The organism is Pseudomonas sp. ERMR1:02 (genome assembly GCF_002277815.1).
In the GTDB taxonomy this organism is placed as follows: domain Bacteria; phylum Pseudomonadota; class Gammaproteobacteria; order Pseudomonadales; family Pseudomonadaceae; genus Aquipseudomonas.
Genome location: NZ_NKJI01000005.1, coordinates 421,506 through 444,989 on the forward strand (window position 1 = coordinate 421,506; position 23,484 = coordinate 444,989).

General features: G+C 59.4%; 12 protein-coding genes, 2 tRNA genes and 6 pseudogenes. 16 read left to right on the forward strand and 4 right to left on the reverse strand.

The genetic code is table 11. From position 1 onward, the window contains the following. Positions 1-28: 28 nt before the first annotated feature. The 5 genes and pseudogenes from hflK to CES87_RS12775 all read left to right on the forward strand — a co-directional run bounded on the left by hflK (position 29) and on the right by CES87_RS12775 (position 6,998). On the forward strand, positions 29-1,201 hold the full coding sequence (gene hflK / locus CES87_RS12755; RefSeq protein WP_128606385.1) for an FtsH protease activity modulator HflK: 1,173 nt from the start codon (positions 29-31) through the stop codon (positions 1,199-1,201). Beyond that, the gene (hflC, locus tag CES87_RS12760; RefSeq protein WP_128606386.1) at positions 1,201-2,070 is read left to right on the forward strand and encodes a protease modulator HflC; all 870 of its coding nucleotides are present in this window, start codon (positions 1,201-1,203) and stop codon (positions 2,068-2,070) included. The genes hflK and hflC overlap by 1 nt, the downstream gene beginning before the upstream one ends. A 312-nt stretch (positions 2,071-2,382) precedes the next feature. Further along, positions 2,383-3,570: an ATP phosphoribosyltransferase regulatory subunit gene (locus CES87_RS12765; RefSeq protein WP_128606387.1), complete on the forward strand. Its 1,188-nt coding sequence runs from the start codon at positions 2,383-2,385 to the stop codon at positions 3,568-3,570. A gap of 54 nt (positions 3,571-3,624) precedes the next feature. Beyond that, on the forward strand, positions 3,625-4,917 hold the full coding sequence (locus CES87_RS12770) for an adenylosuccinate synthase (protein WP_095192127.1): 1,293 nt from the start codon (positions 3,625-3,627) through the stop codon (positions 4,915-4,917). Between the two features lie 147 nt (positions 4,918-5,064). Further along, a pseudogene (locus CES87_RS12775) lies at positions 5,065-6,998 on the forward strand (methyl-accepting chemotaxis protein). A 96-nt stretch (positions 6,999-7,094) separates the two neighbouring features. Here the strand turns inward: CES87_RS12775 and CES87_RS33055 are convergent. From CES87_RS33055 to CES87_RS12790, 4 genes and pseudogenes are all read right to left on the reverse strand, one after another. After that, positions 7,095-7,205: pseudogene (locus CES87_RS33055) on the reverse strand (hypothetical protein); the annotation flags it as partial. Positions 7,206-7,208: 3 nt separating this feature from the next. After that, positions 7,209-7,621: pseudogene (locus tag CES87_RS12780) on the reverse strand (ABC transporter substrate-binding protein); the annotation flags it as partial. Positions 7,622-7,833: 212 nt separating this feature from the next. Then, a tRNA-Leu gene (locus tag CES87_RS12785) sits at positions 7,834-7,920 on the reverse strand. 167 nt (positions 7,921-8,087) lie between these two features. After that, a tRNA-Leu gene (locus CES87_RS12790) sits at positions 8,088-8,174 on the reverse strand. Between the two features lie 225 nt (positions 8,175-8,399). On the opposite strand from CES87_RS12790, the gene rnr reads away from it, so the two are divergent. The 11 genes and pseudogenes from rnr to CES87_RS12840 all read left to right on the forward strand — a co-directional run. Further along, positions 8,400-11,036 (forward strand): ribonuclease R, encoded by a 2,637-nt coding sequence (rnr, locus tag CES87_RS12795; RefSeq protein WP_128606388.1) that lies wholly within the window; start codon positions 8,400-8,402, stop codon positions 11,034-11,036. Beyond that, positions 11,033-11,800 (forward strand): 23S rRNA (guanosine(2251)-2'-O)-methyltransferase RlmB, encoded by a 768-nt coding sequence (rlmB, locus tag CES87_RS12800; RefSeq protein WP_128606389.1) that lies wholly within the window; start codon positions 11,033-11,035, stop codon positions 11,798-11,800. The genes rnr and rlmB overlap by 4 nt, the downstream gene beginning before the upstream one ends. A gap of 267 nt (positions 11,801-12,067) precedes the next feature. Continuing rightward, complete coding sequence (gene rpsF / locus CES87_RS12805) at positions 12,068-12,490, forward strand: 30S ribosomal protein S6 (protein WP_007939579.1); 423 nt, start codon at positions 12,068-12,070, stop codon at positions 12,488-12,490. Between the two features lie 28 nt (positions 12,491-12,518). Next, positions 12,519-12,749 carry a 30S ribosomal protein S18 gene (gene rpsR, locus CES87_RS12810; RefSeq protein ID WP_002551829.1) on the forward strand — a complete coding sequence of 77 codons (231 nt, stop codon included), beginning with the start codon at positions 12,519-12,521 and terminating at the stop codon, positions 12,747-12,749. A 36-nt stretch (positions 12,750-12,785) separates the two neighbouring features. Then, positions 12,786-13,679, forward strand: a complete 894-nt coding sequence (locus tag CES87_RS12815) for a hypothetical protein (RefSeq protein WP_128606390.1) — start codon at positions 12,786-12,788, stop codon at positions 13,677-13,679. Between the two features lie 19 nt (positions 13,680-13,698). After that, complete coding sequence (gene rplI / locus CES87_RS12820) at positions 13,699-14,145, forward strand: 50S ribosomal protein L9 (RefSeq protein WP_008058981.1); 447 nt, start codon at positions 13,699-13,701, stop codon at positions 14,143-14,145. A gap of 132 nt (positions 14,146-14,277) precedes the next feature. Continuing rightward, positions 14,278-15,674: pseudogene (gene dnaB, locus CES87_RS12825) on the forward strand (replicative DNA helicase). A gap of 155 nt (positions 15,675-15,829) precedes the next feature. Then, positions 15,830-18,133, forward strand: a complete 2,304-nt coding sequence (locus tag CES87_RS12830; RefSeq protein WP_128606391.1) for a YgiQ family radical SAM protein — start codon at positions 15,830-15,832, stop codon at positions 18,131-18,133. A gap of 302 nt (positions 18,134-18,435) precedes the next feature. Beyond that, positions 18,436-18,804, forward strand: a complete 369-nt coding sequence (locus CES87_RS33060; protein ID WP_256590874.1) for a transglutaminase N-terminal domain-containing protein — start codon at positions 18,436-18,438, stop codon at positions 18,802-18,804. Next, positions 18,687-21,708: pseudogene (locus tag CES87_RS12835) on the forward strand (DUF2126 domain-containing protein). Before CES87_RS33060 ends, CES87_RS12835 begins: the two are co-directional and overlap by 118 nt. Positions 21,709-21,796: 88 nt before the next feature. Further along, a pseudogene (locus CES87_RS12840) lies at positions 21,797-23,484 on the forward strand (circularly permuted type 2 ATP-grasp protein); the annotation flags it as partial.

The window sequence follows — 23,484 nt, forward strand, 5'->3', positions numbered from 1 at the left end:
GTCTTTGCTTTATCAGATGGAGAGCGCTATGGCTTGGAATGAGCCGGGTGGCAACTCGAATAATCAGGATCCTTGGGGTGGCAAGCGCCGTAATAACGGCGATCGCAAGGGGCCGCCAGATCTCGACGAGGCCTTCCGAAAGCTGCAGGAAAGCCTGAACGGGTTGTTCGGTGGTGGCAAGAAACGTGGTGAGGACGGTGGTGGTTCGGGCAGGAGCGGCGGCTTCGGCGGTCTGCTCGGGATCGGCCTGGTCGTGCTGGCAGCCGTATGGCTGTACAGCGCTGTCTATGTAGTCGACGAGCAGGAGCAAGCCGTGGTGCTGCGCTTCGGCAAGTACTACGAAACCGTTGGCCCGGGTCTGAATATCTATTTCCCGCCGATCGACAAGAAGTACATGGAAAACGTCACGCGTGAGCGTGCGTACACCAAGCAAGGTCAAATGCTGACTGAAGACGAAAACATCGTCGAAGTGCCTTTGACCGTGCAGTACAAGATCAGCAATCTGCAGGATTTCGTGCTGAGCGTCGATCAGCCGGAAATCAGCCTGCAGCACGCGACTGACAGCGCCTTGCGCCATGTGGTGGGCTCCACCGCGATGGATCAGGTGTTGACCGAAGGTCGTGAATTGATGGCCAGCGAAATCAAGGAGCGTCTGCAACGCTTCATGGATACCTATCGCACCGGTATCACCGTTACCCAGGTCAACGTACAGAGTGCAGCGGCACCGCGTGAAGTGCAGGAAGCCTTCGATGACGTGATCCGTGCCCGTGAAGACGAGCAGCGTTCGCGCAACCAGGCTGAAACCTATGCCAACGGCGTCGTGCCGGAAGCCCGTGGTCAGGCCCAGCGCATTCTTGAAGATGCCAATGGCTACCGTGACGAAACCGTCTCGCGTGCCAAGGGTGAGGCCGATCGCTTCACCAAACTGGTTGCCGAGTACCGCAAGGCCCCTGAAGTTACTCGCCAGCGTCTGTACCTGGACACCATGCAGGAAGTCTTCAGCAACACCAGCAAGGTTCTCGTGACCGGTAACAAGAATGGCCAGAGCAATCTGCTTTACCTGCCGCTGGACAAGATGGTCGAAAGTGGTCGCAGCACCAGCACTCCGGTGACCAGTGCGGCAGCCACCGGCAATGAAGCGAATGCACGTGCGGCAGCTGATCTGCAGCAACAGCAAGCACGTACCAGGGAGAGTCGCTGATGAGCAATAAATCGCTGATCGCCCTTATTGTCGGCGTCGTTGTGGCGATCGCTGCCTGGAACTGCTTCTACATCGTGGCTCAGACCGAGCGCGCGGTGTTGCTGCAGTTCGGTCGCGTGGTCCAGACCGATGTTCAACCAGGCCTGCATGTGAAAGTGCCTTACGTTAACCAGGTGCGCAAATTCGACGCACGCCTGATGACGCTGGATGCACCGACACAGCGCTTCCTGACGCTGGAAAAGAAAGCCGTGATGGTCGATGCCTACGCCAAGTGGCGCGTGAAGGACGCCGAGCGTTTCTACACCGCGACTTCCGGTCTCAAGCAGATTGCCGACGAGCGTCTGTCCCGTCGTCTGGAATCGGGCCTGCGTGACCAGTTCGGCAAGCGCACCCTGCACGAAGTGGTATCGGGTGAGCGTGATGCGCTGATGGCGGACATCACTGCGTCGCTGAACAAGATGGCCGAAAAAGAGCTGGGGATCGAGGTTGTCGATGTCCGGGTCAAGACCATCGACCTGCCGAAAGAAGTGAACCGCAGCGTGTTCGAGCGCATGAGCACCGAGCGTGAGCGTGAAGCTCGTGAGCACCGCGCCAAGGGTAACGAGCTGGCAGAAGGCATCCGTGCCGACGCCGATCGTCAACGCCGCGTGCTGCTGGCTGAAGCCTATCGTGAGTCAGAAGAGACTCGCGGTGATGGTGATGCCCAGGCCGCTGCGATCTACTCCAAGGCCTACGGTCAGGATCAGGAGTTCTACGCGTTCTACCGTAGCCTGCGTGCCTACCGTGAAAGCTTCGCGAACAAATCCGACGTCATGGTCCTCGACCCAAGCAGTGACTTCTTCCACTACCTGGAAAAAGCCAAGCCTTGATACCACGTTGACCCGAATCATCCCGCCGGGCGGCTAATACCTCTGGCGGGGTGATCCTTTGGGAAAACGTGTGTATGATGCGGCAGCCGGGAAATTCCCGGCTTTTTTGCGTCTGCACGTTTGATTGCTATTTTTGTGCAGGTGCCCGAGCGCAATGGCTCGACAGGTTTTACGAGGAAAGTGCTTGGCGAAGCCCATTTCAGGCTTTTCGCTTCGTCGCTCATGCGCGTGGTTTGTGCTGAGCTGATCATTTTCTGCTTCACTCAAGGCTCGCCCAACGGCTTGCCGCCCGGATCATAGGGGAATGGCGTAATGGCAACGGTAGACCGCTGGCTGCTGCCAGATGGCATCGAAGAAGTACTGCCACCGGAAGCGGCGCGTATTGAAGTCGCGCGTCGTCAGGTGTTGGATCTGTTCCAGAGCTGGGGTTACGAGTTTGTCGTGACTCCCCATATCGAGTACCTGGAATCCCTGCTGACCGGCGCGGGCCAGGACCTGGATCTGCGTACCTTCAAGGTTATCGACCCGCAGTCGGGCCGGCAGATGGGTTTCCGGGCGGACATCACGCCGCAGGTGGCGCGCATCGATGCGCATACCCTGCGCCGTGAAGGCCCGAACCGCCTGTGCTATGCCGGTAGCGTGCTGCATGCCCAGCCACGTGCCTTGTCGACTTCGCGCAGTCCGATCCAGTTGGGTGCCGAGTTGTACGGCGATGCCAGTCCGAGCAGTGATGTCGAAGTCATCAGCCTGATGTTGGCCATGCTGCAACTGGCCGATGTGCCGGACGTGCACATGGACCTTGGACATGTGGGTATCTACCGCGGGCTGGCTCGCGCCGCCGGTTTGTCCGGTGAAGTTGAGCAGCAGTTGTTCGATGCATTGCAACGTAAGGCCATCGACGAGGTCATTACCTTGACCGAAGGCTTGCCGGCCGAGCTGTCGGGCATGCTGCGGGCGCTGGTCGATTTGTGTGGCGGTCGTGAGGTTTTGGTGGCTGCCCGCGAGCGTCTGGCGAAAGCGCCGGCGCAGGTGACGGCAGCGCTGGATGACTTGCTGGCAATTGCCGAGCGTTTGTCCGTACGTTTCCCGGAGCTGCCGCTGTATTTCGACCTGGGCGAGTTGCGCGGTTATCACTACCACACCGGTGTAGTGTTCGCTGTGTTCGTGCCGGGTGTTGGCCAGTCCATTGCCCAGGGCGGTCGTTATGACGATATCGGCGCCGACTTCGGTCGCGCCCGTCCGGCAACCGGCTTCTCCACCGATTTGAAAACCCTGGTGACCCTGGGGCGTGCTGAGATCGAGCTACCGTCTGGCGGTATCTGGATGCCTGACAGTACGGATGCGGCACTCTGGCAGCAGGTTTGCCAGTTGCGCAGTGAGGGTCAGCGTGTCGTTCAGGCTTTGCCTGGGCAACCTTTGGCCGCCGCCCGTGAAGCGGACTGCGACCGGCAATTGATTCAGCAGAACGGGCTTTGGCAAGTATCGCCACTGGCTTCTTGAGTTTTCCTGCCGGCTGCCGCCGGCACCAAGTTTGCGCGAATGAGGACAAGTGTTATGGGTAAGAATGTCGTAGTCCTGGGCACCCAATGGGGTGATGAGGGCAAAGGCAAGATCGTTGATCTGCTGACCGAACATGCTGCCGCCGTAGTGCGCTACCAGGGTGGCCACAACGCTGGCCACACACTGGTGATCGACGGTGAAAAAACCGTCTTGCACCTGATCCCGTCGGGCGTGCTGCGCGAAGGCGTGCAGTGCCTGATCGGTAACGGCGTGGTGGTTGCACCTGACGCCCTGCTGCGGGAAATCAACAAGCTGGAAGAGAAAGGCGTGCCGGTGCGCGAGCGCCTGCGTATCAGCCCTTCCTGCCCGTTGATCCTGTCCTATCACGTTGCACTGGACCAGGCCCGTGAAAAGGCCCGTGGCGAGCTGAAGATCGGCACCACCGGTCGCGGCATCGGCCCTGCATACGAAGACAAGGTTGCTCGTCGTGGCCTGCGCATCGGTGACCTGTTCCACCGCGAGCGTTTCGCCGCCAAGCTGGGCGAGTTGCTGGACTACCACAACTTCGTACTGGTCAATTACTACAAAGAGCCTGCGATCGACTTCCAGAAAACTCTGGACGAGTGCATGGAGTACGCCGAGCTGCTCAAGCCGATGATGCTCGACGTCACCGCCGAGCTGCACCAGCTGCGTCGGGCTGGCAAGGACATCATGTTCGAAGGCGCCCAGGGCTCCCTGCTGGACATCGACCACGGTACCTACCCGTACGTCACCAGCTCCAACACCACCGCGGGCGGCATCGCCACCGGTTCGGGTGTTGGCCCGATGTTCCTGGACTACATCCTCGGCATCACCAAGGCGTACACCACTCGCGTCGGTTCGGGTCCGTTCCCGACTGAACTGTTCGACGACGTTGGCGCATTCCTCGCCAAGCGTGGTCACGAGTTCGGCGCCACCACTGGCCGTGCCCGTCGTTGCGGCTGGTTCGATGCCGTCATCCTGCGTCGCGCCATCGACGTCAACAGCATTTCGGGCCTGTGCCTGACCAAGCTGGACGTTCTGGACGGCCTGGAAACCATCAACATCTGTGTTGGCTACAAGAACCAGGACGGTGCAGTGATCGACGCGCCGACCGACGCTGACAGCTACATCGGCCTGGAGCCAGTGTACGAAGAGATGCCGGGCTGGAAAGAATCCACCCTCGGTGCCAAGACTCTGGAAGAGCTGCCACAGGCTGCACGCAACTACATCAAACGCGTCGAAGAGTTGGTCGGTGCGCCGATCGACATTATTTCGACGGGCCCGGACCGCAACGAAACCATCGTTCTGCGCCATCCGTTCGCTTGATAAGTTGTTGATGTAAAAACAAAGGCCCCTTAATCGGGGCCTTTGTCGTTTATGCCTGTCGCGCGGCATGACCTTTGCACCGAACATTAAAAAGCATTGCTTCTGGCGTGCTATCAATTTAATGGCGCCAAAGCAGAGGGATTTCCAGTGTCAGCAGTTCTCTCACTGTTACAAAGCCGTCTCTTGCGGCCTGTGTTCGTTACTCTCGGTATCGCCCTTTTGGTGCAGGTGCTGGTGGCTGTCGCTCTGACCCGGAGCACGGTGACTGCGCTTGAATCTGATCTGGGTTTTCGCCTGGGAGCTGACAGTCAAAACTTTCCGGCGAGCTTGAGCAGGCGGGGCGTGAAGTCACGTCGAGCCTCGATAGTCTGTCCACCAGCACGCGTCAGCGCCTCGCGGCCGGTTTATCCTCGCGACTGGAGGAGGAACAGGCGCAATTGCGCGCGACCCTGGAAAAAGACCTGAAGGACTCCGCCAATGATATGGCGCAGCTTCTGGCTTCGGTCGCACCCCGCGCCATGTGGGACAGCGACGTTCCAACCCTCTCCGAATTCGCCCGCCGGGCGCAGCGCAATCCAAATGTGTTGTTCGTGGTCTATGACGATGCGACGGGCCAACACCTTACGCGCTACCTGAACCGGGAAAACCCGATCAATAAGGCCCTTTTGGAAAAAGGCCAGGGCGAGCGGGCGCTGGACAAAGTACTGGATGCGGCGAAAAACGATCCTTCGGTCTACTACCTCGAAGCCTCGATCAACCCCAATGGCGTGGAAATCGGCAAGGTCCTGATGGGCGTCTCGACAGCCTCGGTGGAAACCGACCTGGCGGCTCTCGACAAGCGTTTCTCTGCCCTGATCGCCAGCAGTGATCAACTGGTGGGCGACAGCCTCAAAGGTGCGGCAGCCGACAGCGCGGCGGCCATGCGTGCAAGGCTGCAGTCTGCGCAATCCACGGCGTCCGAGATGAAAGCCAATACCACGAGCACGGTGCAGGGAGCGGCGGCAACCTTGCGCTGGCGCATCGGCCTGGGTCTCGCGGTGGTGGGTGCCGGCGTTCTGCTGCTGCTCGCCATGGTGCTGGGGCGTCGAGTGGTCAATCGTTTGAAGATGCTGATTGCGGCTATGGACGATCTGGCGGCCGGTGAAGGCGATCTGACCAAGCGTGTGCAGATCAACAGCAAAGACGAAATCGGCGATATGGCCTCTGCGGTCAATCGCTTTGTGGATAAGTTGCAGCCGATTGTGCGTGAGGCCGGTGATGTGGCTCAGCGCACCGGCGTGGAAATCGGTGCCATGACTTTGCGTAATGCTGGCGCCGATGCGGCAGCGGGCATGCAGCGTGATGAAGTGGCCGAGAGCCTTCGTGCATTGTCGCAAATGGCGGACGATGCTCAATCTGAAAGCCATGCCATGCAGGCGGCGTTGAGGCAGGTCGTGGATATTCGTCAGGCCACCGATGAAAACACTCGAACTTCGGCCAAAGTTGGCGGCCTGATCGAGGCATTGGCCGGGCAGGTCGATACCGGTGCTCAAGTGATCGAGCGACTGGCGCAGCAAAGTGAACAGATTGAAGTGGTGCTGACGGTGATTCACGGAATCGCCGAGCAAACCAACTTGCTGGCACTGAACGCGGCCATCGAAGCGGCACGAGCCGGGGAGACCGGTCGCGGGTTTGCAGTGGTGGCTGACGAGGTGCGGGCGCTGGCGAGCAAGACCCAAAGCTCCACTGGCGATATTCAGTCGCATATCGTGGCGTTGCAGCAAGGCGCACGCGAAGCGGTGGCGGCGATCGGGCAAGCGGGGCGTCAGGCTAACGAAGGGTTGCTGGTGTTGCGTGACAGTGCACGGTTGCAGCAATCAGTGCAGGCATCGGTGGAGCAGGTGCATGCGGCGATTGGTCTCGCGACTCAAGCGGCGGCTCATCAGGCGCAGGGGGCTCAGGCAGTGCGTGGCCGTGTGGAAACGATTCATGCGCAGGCCGAGAAGGCAGCTCAGGCAGTCGTCGAAACCACGGCCAGCGGCAAGTTGCTGGATGGGTTGGCGGCGCAGTTGAAGGCAAGCCTGGGGCAGTTCAGGGCTTAGGGTTTTCTTCGATTGAGCGGGCCTCTTCGCGAGCAGGCTCGCTCCCACATTGGAATGCATAAACCTGTGGGAGCGAGCCTGCTCGCGAAGGCGATGTCAGCGGCTCAGATACATCCGCGTCGTCAGTAGATATACCGGCAACCCCGACACCAGAATCAACAACGCTGCATAAGGCGCCGCCGCCGCAAACTCCACATTCGCAATATGGGTCTCTTTGAGGTGTTTGCTGGATTTCAGCACGGCAGCACTGGAAACGGTGATCAGCCCGCCAGCGTCGCCGCCGGTGAAGTAGTGCAATTTCGAATCGAGCTGGCCTTTTTCGCGCTGTAGGGCGAACCAGTAATAGTTGTTGACCAGTACGGTGGCCACTTCGCCGTTTTCCACGGCTTTGAGGGCGACCATGTTGTTGCTGTAGGTCTTGCCGAAGGCGCGCAAACCGGTGAGCCATTCTTCCGCTGCATCCATGCCGTGCACCTTGATAATCGCTACGGCCTGTTCCTGGAATGCGCCGCTGGTAGGCACGAAGCCGACCTTGCCTTGCCATTTTGGCTCGGAGAATCAATTACTGACTTCGGAAGGTACTTTTCGTCGATCAGCTTAGGGTTGAAGGCAACAACCTGCACCAGATTGGCACTTGTAATTGGATGGACTCGCCCTCGCTGTCGTTGGCTGTTTAGACTGCCACCGTGGCGCATTGACGCCTCGGCTTGGGCGAGTGCATCCAATTACAGGTCGAGTGCGGCTTGGAGGCTTTAACTTTTTTGAAGGCCAGAAACGCAAAAACCCGCTTTCGCGGGTTTCTGTGAAATTCAAGGTCGTAACCGTGAATTTGAATTGGTGCCCAGAAGAAGACTCGAACTTCCACGACCGTAAGGTCACCAGCACCTGAAGCTGGCGTGTCTACCAATTTCACCATCTGGGCATTTATCTTCAGCGTTGCCGCTGTTGATGTGGCGCACTATACGGAGAGTATTTTTATCTGTAAACCCCTGATTTAAATTTAATAAATCAGAGGCTTAGAATGCAAAAAACCCGCTTTCGCGGGTTTTTGTGTGAGCCTTGAAATTGAACTAATCTCAAGCTCGAAATTGGTGCCCAGAAGAAGACTCGAACTTCCACGACCGTAAGGTCACCAGCACCTGAAGCTGGCGTGTCTACCAATTTCACCATCTGGGCAGTATCGGCAACGTTGTCCGTCGTCGATGGCGCGCACTATACGGAGCGTCTTTTTAACTGTAAACCCCCGGCGCCAAAAAAACCTGGAAAATTTCTCCAGTGGTCTACAAATCAGCTTTGAGGTGTCGATACAAGGCTTCAGATGGGGCGTCTTAGCCTGAAATTTCCCGTTTCATTACGCCTATGCCAAACTAACCCGCATATAGACAAGGTGAAAACTCTCTAATGGCCGATTGGCAGTCCCTCGATCCCGAGGCCGCTCGTGAAGCGGAAAAATATGAAAACCCCATTCCTAGCCGCGAACTGATCCTTCAGCATCTTGCTGATCGGGGTTCGCCTGCTAACCGCGAGCAACTGGTCGAAGAGTTTGGTCTGACCACAGAAGACCAGATCGAAGCCCTGCGCCGCCGCCTGCGCGCCATGGAGCGCGATGCTCAACTCATCTATACCCGTCGTGGCACGTATGCGCCGGTGGACAAGCTCGACCTGATCCTGGGTCGCGTCAGCGGCCACCGCGACGGTTTCGGCTTCCTGGTTCCGGACGATGGCAGTGACGACCTGTTCATGAGCCCGGCGCAAATGCGTCTGGTGTTTGACGGTGACCGTGCCCTGGCCCGTGTTTCCGGTCTGGACCGTCGCGGTCGCCGCGAAGGCATGATTGTCGAAGTGGTGTCCCGTGCTCACGAAAGCATCGTGGGTCGTTACTTCGAAGAAGGCGGTATCGGTTTCGTCGTTGCCGACAACCCGAAGATCCAGCAGGAAGTGCTGGTGACGCCGGGCCGTAACGCCAATGCCCAGGTCGGTCAGTTCGTCGAAGTGAAGATCACTCACTGGCCGACGCCACGCTTCCAGCCGCAAGGTGACGTGGTTGAAGTCGTGGGTAACTACATGGCGCCGGGCATGGAAATCGATGTCGCCCTGCGTACCTATGACATTCCTCACGTTTGGCCGGACGCCGTGCTCAAAGAAGCGGCCAAGCTCAAGCCAGAAGTCGAAGAGAAGGACAAAGAGAAGCGCATCGACCTGCGCCATCTGCCGTTCGTCACCATCGACGGTGAAGATGCACGCGACTTCGACGACGCAGTCTACTGCGAAGCTCGGCCAGGCAAGCTGCGCCTGTTCTCCGGCGGCTGGAAGTTGTACGTGGCGATTGCCGACGTATCCAGCTATGTGAAACTCGGTTCGGCACTGGATGCCGAGGCTCAGGTTCGAGGCAACTCGGTGTACTTCCCCGAGCGCGTGATTCCGATGCTGCCTGAGCAGTTGTCCAACGGCCTGTGCTCGCTGAATCCGCAAGTCGATCGTCTGGCCATGGTTTGCGAGATGACCATCTCCAAATCCGGCGAAATGACCGACTATTGCTTCTACGAAGCGGTGATTCACTCCCATGCGCGCCTGACGTACAACAAAGTCAGCGCCATGCTCGAGACGCCAAAAGTGGCCGAGGCTCGCAAGCTGCGTGGCGAGTACACCGACGTCGTGCCGCACCTCAAACAGTTGTACGCGCTGTACAAAGTGTTGCTGGCCGCCCGACATGTGCGCGGTGCGATCGACTTCGAAACCCAGGAGACCCGGATCATCTTCGGCTCCGAGCGCAAGATCGCCGAAATCCGGCCGACCATTCGCAATGATGCGCACAAGCTGATCGAGGAATGCATGCTGGCCGCCAACGTGGCCACCGCCGAATTCCTGAAAAAACACGAAATTCCTGCGCTGTATCGCGTTCACGATGGCCCGCCGCCGGAACGTCTGGAAAAACTGCGCGCCTTCCTTGGCGAGCTCGGTCTGTCCCTGCACAAAGGCAAGGACGGTCCATCGCCGAAGGACTACCAGGCACTGCTGGCCGGTATCAAGGATCGTCCGGATTTCCATCTGATCCAGACCGTCATGCTGCGCTCGCTGAGCCAGGCGGTGTACAGCGCCGATAACCAGGGCCACTTTGGCCTGAATTACGAGGCTTACACCCACTTCACCTCGCCGATCCGCCGCTACCCGGACTTGCTCACGCATCGGGCGATTCGCAGTGTCATCCATTCGAAGCAGGACACTCCGCACGTGCGTCGTGCCGGTGCGATGACCATTCCGAAGGCGCGTATCTATCCGTACGACGAAGCGGCTCTGGAGCAGCTCGGCGAGCAGTGCTCGATGAGCGAGCGCCGTGCCGATGAGGCAACCCGCGACGTAGTGAACTGGCTCAAGTGCGAGTTCATGAAGGATCGCGTGGGCGAATCGTTCCCGGGTGTGATCACTGCGGTTACCGGTTTCGGCCTGTTCGTCGAGCTGACCGACATCTACGTCGAAGGCCTGGTGCACGTCACCGCGCTGCCGGGCGATTACTACCACTTCGATCCTGTACACCATCGCCTGGCCGGTGAGCGTACCGGTCGCAGCTTCCGCCTTGGTGATACCGTAGAAGTGCGGGTCATGCGCGTCGATCTTGATGAACGCAAGATCGACTTCGAGATGGCCGAAACCACCATCAGCGCGCCGATCGGTCGCAAGAAACGTGGTACAGAAACCGCAGCTCCAGCGGCGTCTGCTACGAAAACGGCCGCAGAGCCGGCACCGGCGAAAACCGGTCGTCGTCCTGTCAAGGAAAAGGCTGTCGAAGCTTATCGCCCTAGCGATGCGGCGGCGAAAAACGCCGAAGTACGCAAAAGTCGTGAAATGAAAAAGGCGCTGCTGTCCGACGCGAAAAACGGCGGTAAAGCGGCGTCTGCGGGAAAGACCGGACGGTCGGCGCCTGACAAGGCTGTCGGCGGCAAACCAGCCAAACCGAGCAAACATCGTAAAGGCCCGCCAAAAGCGGGCTCGGCCCCAGCCAAAAGCGGCGGGGCGCGTAAACCAAAGGCCAAGCCATGAGTCAGTTGGAAAAAATCTACGGCGTACATGCGGTAGAAGCGTTGCTGCGTCACCACCCGAAACGCGTCAAGCAGATCTGGCTGGCCGAAGGCCGCAGTGATCCGCGGGTGCAGACGCTGATCGAGCTGGCCAACGAAAATCGTGTCCAGGTTGGTCAGGCCGAGCGCCGCGAAATGGACGCCTGGGTCGAAGGCGTGCATCAGGGCGTGGTAGCGGATGTAAGTCCGAGCCAAGTCTGGGGTGAGGCGATGCTCGACGAGCTGCTTGATCGCACCGAAGGCGCACCGCTGCTGTTGGTGCTCGACGGCGTGACCGATCCGCACAACCTCGGTGCCTGCCTGCGTTCCGCCGATGCGGCGGGTGCGCTGGCGGTGATCGTACCGAAGGACAAGTCGGCGACACTGACGCCTACTGTACGAAAGGTCGCCTGTGGCGCCGCGGAAGTGATTCCGTTGGTCGCTGTGACTAACCTGGCGCGCACACTTGAAAAGCTCAAGCAGCGTGGCTTGTGGGTCGTCGGTACGGCAGGCGAGGCGGAAGTCAGTCTTTATGAGCAAGACCTGACGGGCCCGACCATCCTGATTATGGGCGCAGAGGGCAGCGGCATGCGCCGCCTGACCCGCGACCTGTGCGACTACCTGGTGCGCCTGCCGATGGCGGGTAGCGTCAGTAGCCTCAACGTCTCCGTAGCGACCGGCGTTTGCCTGTTCGAGGCCTTGCGTCAGCGTGGCGTAAAAGCGTCAGTGACCACTAAAAAGTCCTGATAGAACACCCTTCTGTAGGAGCTGGCTTGCCAGCGAAGGCGCCTCGAGTGCGCCATCGCCAGCAAGCCGGCTCCTACAGTCAAGTGGTGGTGGATATTGTTCAAATAATCACCAATTGCCTTGCACCTCCGCAGTCCCTTCTCTACAATTGCGCCCCTTGCTGTGACGGCAGGCACGCATGTGCCTTACCCACGCAAGTCCATAAGTGTCATTCACTCCTTGTCTGACCGCTTTTGAGCGGCAGGCTACAACCCGTAAGGAGCATTCATGCGTCATTACGAAATCATCTTTTTGGTCCACCCGGATCAAAGCGAGCAAGTCGGCGGCATGGTTGAGCGTTACACCAAGCTGATCGAAGAAGACGGCGGCAAAATCCACCGTCTGGAAGATTGGGGCCGTCGTCAATTGGCCTACGCAATCAACAATGTTCACAAGGCTCACTATGTGATGCTGAACGTTGAATGCACTGGCAAGGCCCTGGCCGAGCTGGAAGACAACTTCCGCTACAACGATGCAGTGATCCGTAACCTGGTCATCCGTCGCGAAGAAGCCGTTACCGGCCAATCCGAGATGCTCAAGGCTGAAGAAAACCGCAGTGAGCGCCGTGAGCGTCGCGACCGTCCTGAGCACTCCGACGCTGAAGGCGTTGACAGTGATGACAGCGACAACAGCGATAACGCTGACGAGTAATCCACGGACCTTTTAAGGAGCCTATCAAATGGCACGTTTCTTCCGTCGTCGTAAATTCTGCCGCTTCACCGCTGAAGACGTGAAAGAGATCGATTACAAAGATCTCAACACTCTGAAAGCTTATGTATCCGAGACCGGCAAAATCGTTCCAAGCCGCATCACCGGTACCAAAGCTCGTTATCAGCGTCAGCTGGCCACCGCTATCAAGCGCGCCCGCTTCCTGGCCCTGCTGGCCTACACCGACAGCCACGGCCGCTGAGACCGGGCAGTCGACACGTAGCAAAGGATTGAATGTATGCGTGCCTTAGCTGAGTTCATCATGCGGGGCCGTATGCAGGCCACTCTGGTAGTGGCTGGATGCGCGGCATTGCCGCTGTTGTATTGGTTGGGTGCTGCCGCCGGATGCCTTGTGCTCCTGCGGCGCGGATTGAAGGACGCCTTGGGCGTTCTTGCTCTGGGACTGCTGCCGGCGTTGATCTGGTGGCTTTACTCCGACGACCCACGGGCACTTCTGGTGCTGCTGGGGTCTGCGAGCCTTGCGCTGGTTTTGCGCGCAAGCGAGTCCTGGAACCGCGTGCTGCTGGTCAGCATAGCGATGGGAGTGGTGTTTTCAGTGGTGCTGGGGACGGCTTTTGGTCCTCAGATCGAGATGCTGGCGCAGGCTTTGATCAAAGTCATGCCGTCGCTACTCGGTGAGGTCTACCAGAAGATGTCGGTAGACGAGCAAGCGCGTTTCGCGTCCCTGATTGCACCGATCCTGACCGGCCTGATTGCGGCCTTGTTGCAAATCGTCAGTGTGCTGAGCCTGATTGTCGGGCGCTACTGGCAGGCGTTGTTGTACAACCCCGGTGGTTTCGGTCGCGAGTTTCGCGCCGTCCGAATCCCGCTGGGGCCCGCGATGTTGCTGCTGGCGGGCATGGTTGTGACACCGAACTTCGGTGTCCAGATGTCCATGCTTGTGCCGTTGTGCAGCGTACCGCTGGTTTTCGCCGGGCTGGCCCTGATTCACGGGCTGGTGGCGCAAAAGCGACTGGCCAGGTTCTGGCTGGTGGGGTTGTACGTCACGCTGTTGCTGTTTATGCAGCTGATCTATCCGTTGCTGGTGGTCTTGGCCATCGTCGACAGCCTGATTGATTTTCGCGGTCGTCTGGCGCCGAAAGACGCCGATAACGCGAACGGTGAAGGTTAAAAGTTAAGAGGATTTTCACATGCAACTGATCCTTCTGGAAAAAGTCACCAACCTGGGCAACCTGGGTGACAAAGTGAACGTTAAGGCTGGTTACGGTCGTAACTACCTGCTGCCTTACGGCAAAGCTACCGCTGCGACCCCAGCCAACCTGGCTGCGTTCGAAGAGCGTCGCGCTGAGCTGGAAAAAGCTGCAGCAGACCGTAAATCGTCGGCTGAAAGCCGCGCTGCCCAACTGGCTGAGCTGGAAGTGACTATCACTGCCACCGCTGGTGACGAAGGCAAGCTGTTCGGTTCGATCGGCACCCACGACATCGCTGATGCACTGACCGCCTCTGGCGTTGAAGTTGCAAAAAGCGAAGTTCGTCTGCCGAACGGCACCATCCGCAACGTAGGTGAATTCGACGTAGCCGTGCACCTGCACGCCGAAGTTGAAGCCACCGTACGCGTTGTCGTGGTAGCAGCTTAAGCAGTACTTGTCGGCTGGCACCCTCGGGTGCTTGCCGGTAACATCGGGCACGATCCTGTTTACAGGTCGTGCCCTTTGTCTTTCTGGTAACTCCCGTTTTCAACCCTGCTTTTCCTAAACAACCAAGTGGCCATGAACGAAATCTCCGCTCCCGAGCAATACGATCTGCAAACCGCCGCGCTGAAGGTGCCGCCGCATTCCATCGAAGCCGAACAGGCTGTACTCGGTGGTCTGATGCTGGACAACAACGCCTGGGAGCGCGTGCTCGATCAAGTCTCCGACGGCGATTTCTATCGACATGACCACCGTCTGATTTTCCGCGCGATCGCCAAGCTGGCCGATCAGAACATGCCGATCGACGTCGTGACCCTGTCCGAGCAACTGGACAAGGAAGGTCAGACCTCGCAAGTCGGCGGCCTCGGTTACCTCGGCGAACTGGCGAAAAACACGCCGTCCGTCGCCAACATCAAGGCTTATGCGCAAATCGTTCGCGCGCGGGCGACCTTGCGGCAGTTGATCGGCATCGCCACCGAGATTGCCGACAGCGCTTTCAATCCGGAAGGCCGCACCGCTGAAGAGATTCTCGATGAAGCCGAACGTCAGATTTTCCAGATCGCCGAGGCCCGGCCAAAAACCGGCGGCCCGGTGGGTGTCAATGAGCTGCTGACCAAAGCCATCGACCGCATCGACACCCTGTTCAACACTGACAACGCCATCACCGGCCTGTCCACTGGCTACACCGATCTCGACGAGAAGACCAGCGGCCTGCAACCGTCCGACCTGATCATCGTCGCCGGCCGTCCGTCCATGGGTAAAACCACCTTTGCGATGAACCTGGTGGAAAACGCCGTACTGCGTAGCGAAAAGGCTGTTCTGGTTTACTCGCTGGAGATGCCAGGCGAATCGCTGATCATGCGTATGCTGTCGTCCCTGGGTCGTATCGACCAGACCAAGGTGCGTTCTGGTCAGCTGGAGGACGACGATTGGCCGCGCCTGACTTCGGCGGTCAACCTGCTCAATGATCGCAAGCTGTTCATCGACGATACCGCCGGCATCAGTCCGTCGGAGATGCGCGCCCGCACCCGTCGCCTGGTGCGTGAGCATGGCGAAGTCGGCCTGATCATGATCGACTACCTGCAACTGATGCAGATCCCGGGATCGGGCGGTGACAATCGGACAAACGAGATTTCCGAGATATCCCGTTCCTTGAAGGCTCTGGCCAAGGAATTCAATTGCCCGGTGGTGGCGCTGTCCCAGCTCAACCGCTCCCTGGAGCAACGACCCAACAAACGGCCGATCAACTCCGACCTCCGGGAATCCGGAGCGATTGAGCAGGATGCTGACGTCATTATGTTTGTATACCGGGATGAGGTATATCACCCGGAAACCGAACACAAAGGTATTGCCGAGATCATCATCGGCAAGCAGCGGAACGGGCCGATCGGCTTTGTCCGCTGGCGTTTATCGGTAAATACACACGATTCGAGAACCTGGCGCCGGGTAGCTACAACTTCGATGACGATGAGTAAGGTATCGAGCGCCTGACGGGGCCCTTCGCTGTAGGAGCGAGGCTTGCCCGCGAAGAGCGCGTCACCAATTTCCGACCATGGCCGTCGGAATTGATCAAATTTGTGCTATATTCCGCGCCCGCGAAATTCAATGAAAGCCAACACCGGTTATCGACATGCAAGCAGCCAAGCCGTTATTTGACTATCCAAAGTACTGGGCCGAATGTTTCGGGCCGGCGCCATTCCTGCCGATGAGCAGGGAGGAGATGGATCAGCTTGGCTGGGATTCCTGCGACATCATCATTGTCACCGGTGATGCCTATGTCGATCACCCGTCGTTCGGCATGGCGATCATCGGCCGGCTGCTGGAGTCCCAGGGCTTCCGCGTCGGGATCATTGCCCAGCCAGACTGGCAGTCCAAAGACGATTTCATGAAGCTCGGCGAGCCGAATCTGTTCTTCGGCGTCGCGGCCGGCAACATGGACTCGATGATCAACCGCTACACCGCGGACAAGAAAATCCGTTCCGATGACGCCTACACCCCAGGTGGCCTGGCGGGCAAACGTCCGGACCGCGCGAGCCTGGTCTACAGCCAGCGCTGCAAGGAAGCCTACAAGCACGTGCCGATTGTGCTCGGCGGCATCGAAGCATCCCTGCGCCGCATCGCCCACTACGATTACTGGCAGGACCGGGTGCGCAACTCGATCCTGATCGACGCCTGCGCCGACATCCTGCTTTACGGCAACGCCGAGCGCGCCATTGTCGAAGTCGCCCAGCGTCTGTCCTACGGTCACAAGATCGAAGACATCACCGATGTGCGCGGCACTGCGTTCATCCGTCGCGACACGCCGAAAGACTGGTACGAAGTCGACTCCACACGCATCGACCGTCCGGGCAAGATCGACAAGATCATCAACCCTTATGTGAACACTCAGGACACTCAAGCCTGCGCCATCGAGCAGGAAAAAGGTCCCGTTGAGGATCCGCAGGAAGCCAAGGTCGTACAGATCCTGGCCAGCCCGAAGATGACTCGCGACAAGACAGTGATTCGCCTGCCTTCGGTTGAAAAAGTCCGTGGCGATGCCGTTCTATATGCTCACGCCAACCGTGTGTTGCACCTGGAAACCAACCCGGGTAACGCCCGTGCGTTGGTCCAGAAGCACGGCGAAGTCGACGTCTGGTTCAACCCGCCGCCGATTCCTATGACCACCGAAGAAATGGACTACGTGTTCGGCATGCCTTATGCGCGCATTCCGCACCCGGCGTATGGCAAAGAGAAAATCCCGGCCTACGACATGATCCGTTTCTCGGTAAATATCATGCGCGGCTGCTTTGGCGGCTGCACCTTCTGCTCGATCACCGAGCACGAAGGCCGGATCATCCAGAATCGTTCCGAAGAGTCGATCATTCGCGAGATTGAAGAAATTCGCGACAAGGTTCCGGGTTTTACCGGCGTGATTTCCGACCTCGGCGGCCCGACCGCGAACATGTACCGTATCGCCTGCAAAACGCCGGAAATCGAATCCGCATGCCGCAAGCCATCGTGCGTGTTCCCGGGCATCTGCCCGAACCTGAACACCGACCACTCGTCGCTGATCCAGCTCTATCGCAGCGCCCGCGCCTTGCCGGGCGTGAAGAAGATCCTGATCGCGTCCGGTCTGCGCTACGACCTCGCTGTCGAATCGCCGGAATACGTCAAGGAGCTGGTCACCCACCACGTAGGTGGCTACTTGAAGATCGCCCCGGAACACACCGAGGAAGGTCCGCTCAACCAGATGATGAAACCGGGCATCGGCAGCTATGACAAGTTCAAGCGCATGTTCGAGAAGTACTCCAAGGAAGCCGGGAAAGAGCAGTACCTGATTCCGTACTTCATCGCCGCCCACCCGGGCACTACCGACGAAGACATGATGAACCTGGCCCTGTGGCTCAAGGGCAACGGTTTCCGTGCCGACCAGGTGCAGGCGTTCTATCCCTCGCCGATGGCCACCGCCACCGCGATGTACCACTCGGGCAAGAACCCGCTGCGCAAAGTGACCTACAAGAGCGACGCGGTCACTATCGTCAAGAGCGAAGAGCAGCGTCGTCTGCACAAGGCGTTCTTGCGTTATCACGACCCGAAAGGCTGGCCGATGCTGCGTGAAGCATTGACCCGCATGGGGCGTAGCGACTTGATCGGGCCGGGCAAGAATCAGCTGATCCCGCTGCACCAGCCCTCCACCGACAGCTACCAGAGTGCCCGTCGCAAGAACTCGACGCCGGCCGGCAGCCATAAAGTGGCAGGGGAAAAGACCACCAAGATCCTGACCCAGCACACTGGCCTGCCACCGCGCGCCAGCGATGGCGGCAACCCGTGGGACAAGCGTGAACAAGCCAAGGCTGCGGCATTCGCCCGCAACCAGCAAGCGGCCAAGGATCGCAAGGATGCGGCCAAAGGAAAGGGTCCGAAACCTGCGCGCAAGCCAGTCGTACCGCGCTGAAACCCGCTTGAAATGAACAAAACGCCAACCTTCGGGTTGGCGTTTTGCATTTCAGCCACTGATCGTTCCCACGCTCTGCGTGGGAATGCCTCCAGGGACGCTCCGCGTTCCAGCGCCACCTCGGAGCAATGTCGAACATCATGTGACCGCCACAAATACGTGCAACTCTTGCAAACCAATTTCCCGCATCGCCCGATTTTGGTGCTGTACTGCCTCCAGTAACCGGAGAAAGCGCCAGCGCCGCTGGATGGCATAAGTCTTGCGCGCTTTCGAATACGCTTAAGGCTCGCAGGAGGCACGCCGTGTCGATTCATGTCGCATTGCATCATGTTACGCATTACCGCTACGACCGCGCCGTCGAGCTCGGTCCGCAGATCGTTCGCCTGCGCCCGGCCGCCCACAGTCGCACGCGGATACTGTCCTATGCGCTGAAGGTCTCGCCCGAGCAGCATTTCATTAACTGGCAACAAGACCCCAGGGTAATTATCTGGCGCGGTTGGTGTTTCCGGAGAAAACCGACGAACTGCGGATCGAAGTCGATCTGCTGGCGGAAATGGCGATCTTCAATCCGTTCGACTTCTTCCTCGAACCCTACGCAGAAAAGATCCCGTTCACCTATGCCGCGGACGAGCGCAAGGAACTGGCGCCGTACCTGGAAACCTTGCCGTTGACGCCAAAGTTCAAGGCTTATCTGGACGACATCGACCGCACGCCACTGCCCGCCGTGGATTTCCTCGTTGCGCTTAATCAGCGCCTGAGCGAAGACGTCGACTACCTGATTCGCATGGAACCGGGTGTGCAAACCCCCGAATTCACCCTCGAAAACTCCTCCGGTTCATGCCGCGATTCGGCATGGCTGCTGGTGCAACTTCTGCGCAACCTCGGGCTGGCAGCGCGCTTCGTCTCGGGCTACCTGATCCAGTTGACCGCTGACGTAAAAAGTCTCGACGGACCTTCGGGCACCGAGGTCGACTTCACTGACCTGCATGCCTGGTGCGAGGTGTACTTGCCCGGCGCAGGCTGGATTGGCCTGGATGCGACCTCAGGGCTGTTTGCGGGTGAAGGGCATATTCCGTTGGCCTGCAGCCCCGATCCGTCCTCTGCGGCACCGATCAGTGGTCTGGTGGAGCCGTGCGAGTGCGAATTCAGTCATGAAATGTCGGTTGAGCGGATTTGGGAGGCGCCAAGGGTCACAAAGCCCTACACCGAAGAGCAGTGGCTAGCGATTCAGGCCTTGGCCGGCAGATCGATGCCGACCTGCTCGAAGGCGATGTGCGCCTGACCATGGGCGGCGAGCCGACATTCGTGTCCATCGATGACCCTGACGGCGCCGAGTGGAATACCGCTGCACTGGGGCCGGACAAGCGTCGACTGTCCGCCGAGCTGTTCCAACGCATGCGTAAACGCTACGCACCTCTGGGACTGGTGCATTTCGGCCAGGGCAAGTGGTACCCCGGCGAGCAACTGCCGCGCTGGTCACTCAATTGCTACTGGCGCCGCGACGGTGTGCCGATCTGGCATAACAGCGCGCTGATTGCCGATGAGCAGGAAGACTATGGCGCAGATGGCGAATTGGCCGGACGTTTCCTGGCAAGCGTGGCTGAACGACTGAAGATTCCGACACGTTTCGTGTTTGCGGCCTACGAAGACAATTTCTATTACCTCTGGCGCGAAGGCACCTTGCCGCAGAACGTCAGCGCCGAAGACTCACGACTTGAAGAGCCGCTGGAGCGTGCACGTCTGCGCAAAGTCTTTAGTCAGGGCCTGGACAAGGTCATCGGTCAGGTGCTGCCGCTGGCGCGCACCGCCAAGGGCGATCAGTGGCAAAGCGGACGCTGGTATCTACGCGACGAACATTGCCGGCTGGTGCCGGGTGATTCGCCGTTGGGCTATCGATTGCCTCTTGGGTCGCAGCCCTGGGTGAAAGCGGCGGAGTACCCGTTCATTCATCCGCAGGACCCGAATCAGGATTTCCCTTCGCTGCCTGACACTATGCAACTCAATCGTCCGGATGCGCCCGCCGAAGCGGTTGAACGGGAGCCAAAGATCGACGAATCCGCCGACTGGCTGACCCGAACCGCGTTCTGTGCCGAGGCCCGGGAAGGCCGGTTGTACCTGTTCATGCCGCCGCTGGAACGTGTCGAGGACTATCTGGAACTGGTAACAGCGATCGAAGCCACCGCACAGGAGTTGCATTGCCCGGTGCTGCTGGAAGGCTATGAGCCGCCGAGTGATCCACGTTTGAGCAACTTTCGCATCACCCTGATCCGGGCGTGATTGAAGTCAACGTGCAGCCGTCCGCGACCTGGGATGAACTGGTCGATCGCACCGAGTTTCTTTACGAGCAAGCGCGCCAGACCCGACTGACCACCGAGAAATTCCTGATCGATGGTCGGCACACCGGCACTGGTGGCGGTAACCATTTCGTACTGGGTGGCGCAACACCGGCTGACTCACCGTTTTTGCGTCGACCGGATTTACTGCGCAGTCTGATCAGTTACTGGCATAACCACCCGTCACTGTCCTACCTGTTTTCCGGACTGTTCATCGGCCCGACATCGCAAGCGCCACGCGTCGATGAGGCCCGTAACGATGCCTTGTACGAATTGGAAATCGCCTTTGCGCAGATGCCTGAGCCGGGTGAGGAGTGCGCGCCATGGCTGGTCGATCGATTGCTTCGCAATCTGCTGATTGACGTCACCGGCAATACCCATCGTGCCGAATTCTGCATCGACAAACTGTATTCGCCCGATGGCGCGACAGGACGGTTGGGCTTGCTGGAATTGCGCGCATTTGAAATGCCTCCCCATGCGCGCATGAGCCTGGCTCAGCAGTTATTGCTGCGAGCACTGGTCGCACGATTCTGGCGCGAGCCTTACGCACCGCCGAAACTGGCGCGCTGGGGCACAGAGCTACACGACCGATTCTTGTTGCCACACTTTATCGAGCAGGATTTTGCCGACGTCATCGCCGATCTGAATGCCGCCGGGTATCCGGTGCGGGCCGAGTGGTTTGCGGCGCATCTGGAATTTCGCTTTCCCAAGGTTGGCGATTACGCCGTCAGTGGGATCGCGCTGGAGCTGCGCCAGGCACTCGAACCGTGGCATGTACTGGGCGAGGAGGGCGCGGTCGGCGGCACGGTGCGTTATGTGGATTCGTCCCTGGAGCGCTTGCAGGTCAAACTCACCGGCTTGCCACCCCAACGCTATCTGCTGACGTGCAATGGTATCCCGGTACCGTTGCAGCCAACCGGGCGTGTAGGCGAATTCGTCGCCGGTGTGAGATTTCGCGCCTGGCAACCGTCGAACTGTCTTCAACCGACCATCCCGGTTCATGCGCCGCTGGTGTTCGACCTGCTCGACACCTGGATGGGGCGCTCTCTGGGCGGTTGCCAGTATCACGTCGCGCATCCGGGCGGGCGCAACTACGAGACCTTGCCGGTGAATGCCAATGAAGCCGAGAGCCGGCGTATGGCGCGTTTCTTCCGTATCGGACACTCGCCAGGGAAACTTCCTATTCCGATTCTGGAAATTAACGACGAGCTACCGATGACGCTCGATTTACGACGTTTCTAAACCGTACGCGACGCCCGGATTTTTCGTATATCCGGGCGTCATGAGCCTGCGTTAGTCTGACCGTTCCTTGCTGTCTGCCGAGCCTTCCATGCCTGACCTGCTAGACCGCTACCGCTGACAGCGGGCACCTATCACGAATTGCTCGACGACAGCGGTGCCGTGCGCCCGCACTGGCGCCGGCTATTCGACCAATTGCAGCGCAGCACGCCAGCGCAACTGGTGCAGCGTCAGGCACTGCTGATCGGCAGATTCAGGAAAATGGCGTCACCTATAACGTCTACGCCGACCCCAAGGGCGCTGATCGGCCTTGGGAGCTTGACCTTCTGCCCCATGTGATTGCCGCCGATGAGTGGCAGCAGTTGGCTGCCGGCATCGCCCAGCGCGCACGGTTGCTCAACGCCGTGCTGGCCGATCTTTACGGCCCGCAACGCCTGATTGCCGAAGGTCTGCTGCCGGCCGAGCTGGTGTTCGGACACAACAACTTCCTCTGGCCCTGTCAGGGCATCAACCCGCCTGACGGGGCCTTTCTGCATCTGTATGCCGTGGATCTGGCACGCACCCCCGATGGCCGCTGGTGGGTGACGGCGGACCGGACACAAGCGCCGTCCGGTGCCGGCTACGCACTGGAAAACCGCACCATCGTGTCCCGGGCGTTCCCCGAGTTGTACCGCGATTTGAAAGTGCAACATCTGGCAGGCTTCTTTCGCACGCTTCAAGAAACCCTGGCCCGTCAGGCGCCAAGCGATAAAGAGGTGCCACTGGTGGTGCTGCTGACGCCGGGGCGTTTCAACGAAAGCTATTTCGAACACCTGTATCTCGCTCGCCAACTCGGTTATCCGCTGGTAGAAGGCGGCGACCTGACGGTGCGCGATGCCACGGTTTACTTGAAAACCTTGAGTGGCCTGCGCCGGGTTCACGCGATCATGCGCAGGCTGGACGACGACTTTTGCGACCCGCTGGAGCTGCGTACCGATTCGGCACTTGGCGTCCCCGGCCTGCTTGAGGCTGTGCGACAAGGGCGGGTATTGGTGGCCAACGCCCTGGGCAGCGGAGTGCTCGAATCGCCGGGATTACTTGGCTTCCTGCCCAAGATCAATCAGTTCCTGTTCGGTGAAGAACTGATTCTGCCGTCCATCGCCACCTGGTGGTGCGGCGAAGCGCCGGTCCTGGCCCAGGCTTTGGAGAAACTGCCGGAGTTACTGATCAAGCCGGCATTTCCGTCCCAGAGTTTCGCTCCTGTGTTTGGCCGTGACTTAAGTGAAAAACAGCGCCAATCCCTCGTCGAGCGCGTGCAGGCCCGGCCCTACGCCTATGTTGCGCAAGAATTGGCGCAGTTGTCCCAGGCGCCATCTGGCAGGCTGAGGGAGGACAGTTGCAACCCCGGGCCATCGGCGTACGCGTGTATGCGGTGGCCAGCCGCGATGGTTATCGCGTGTTGCCCGGTGGTTTGACCCGCGTGGCCGCCGAGGCCGATGCCGAAGTGGTATCGATGCAGCGTGGCGGTGCGAGCAAGGACACCTGGGTGCTGGGCGATCGCCCGCCTGGCGGCGAACACTGGAAAGCCCAGCGCAACATTGGCGTGCACGATCTGGTGCGACGCGACCCCTACCTGCCGTCGCGGGTGGTGGAAAACCTGTTCTGGTTCGGCCGTTACTGTGAGCGCTGCGATGACAGCGCGCGGTTGCTGCGGATCATGCTGGCGCGTTATGTCGACGGCGATGACCCACAGGCCTTGCAGGCGGCAGTCGAGCTTGGCGAACGGCTGATGTTGTTACC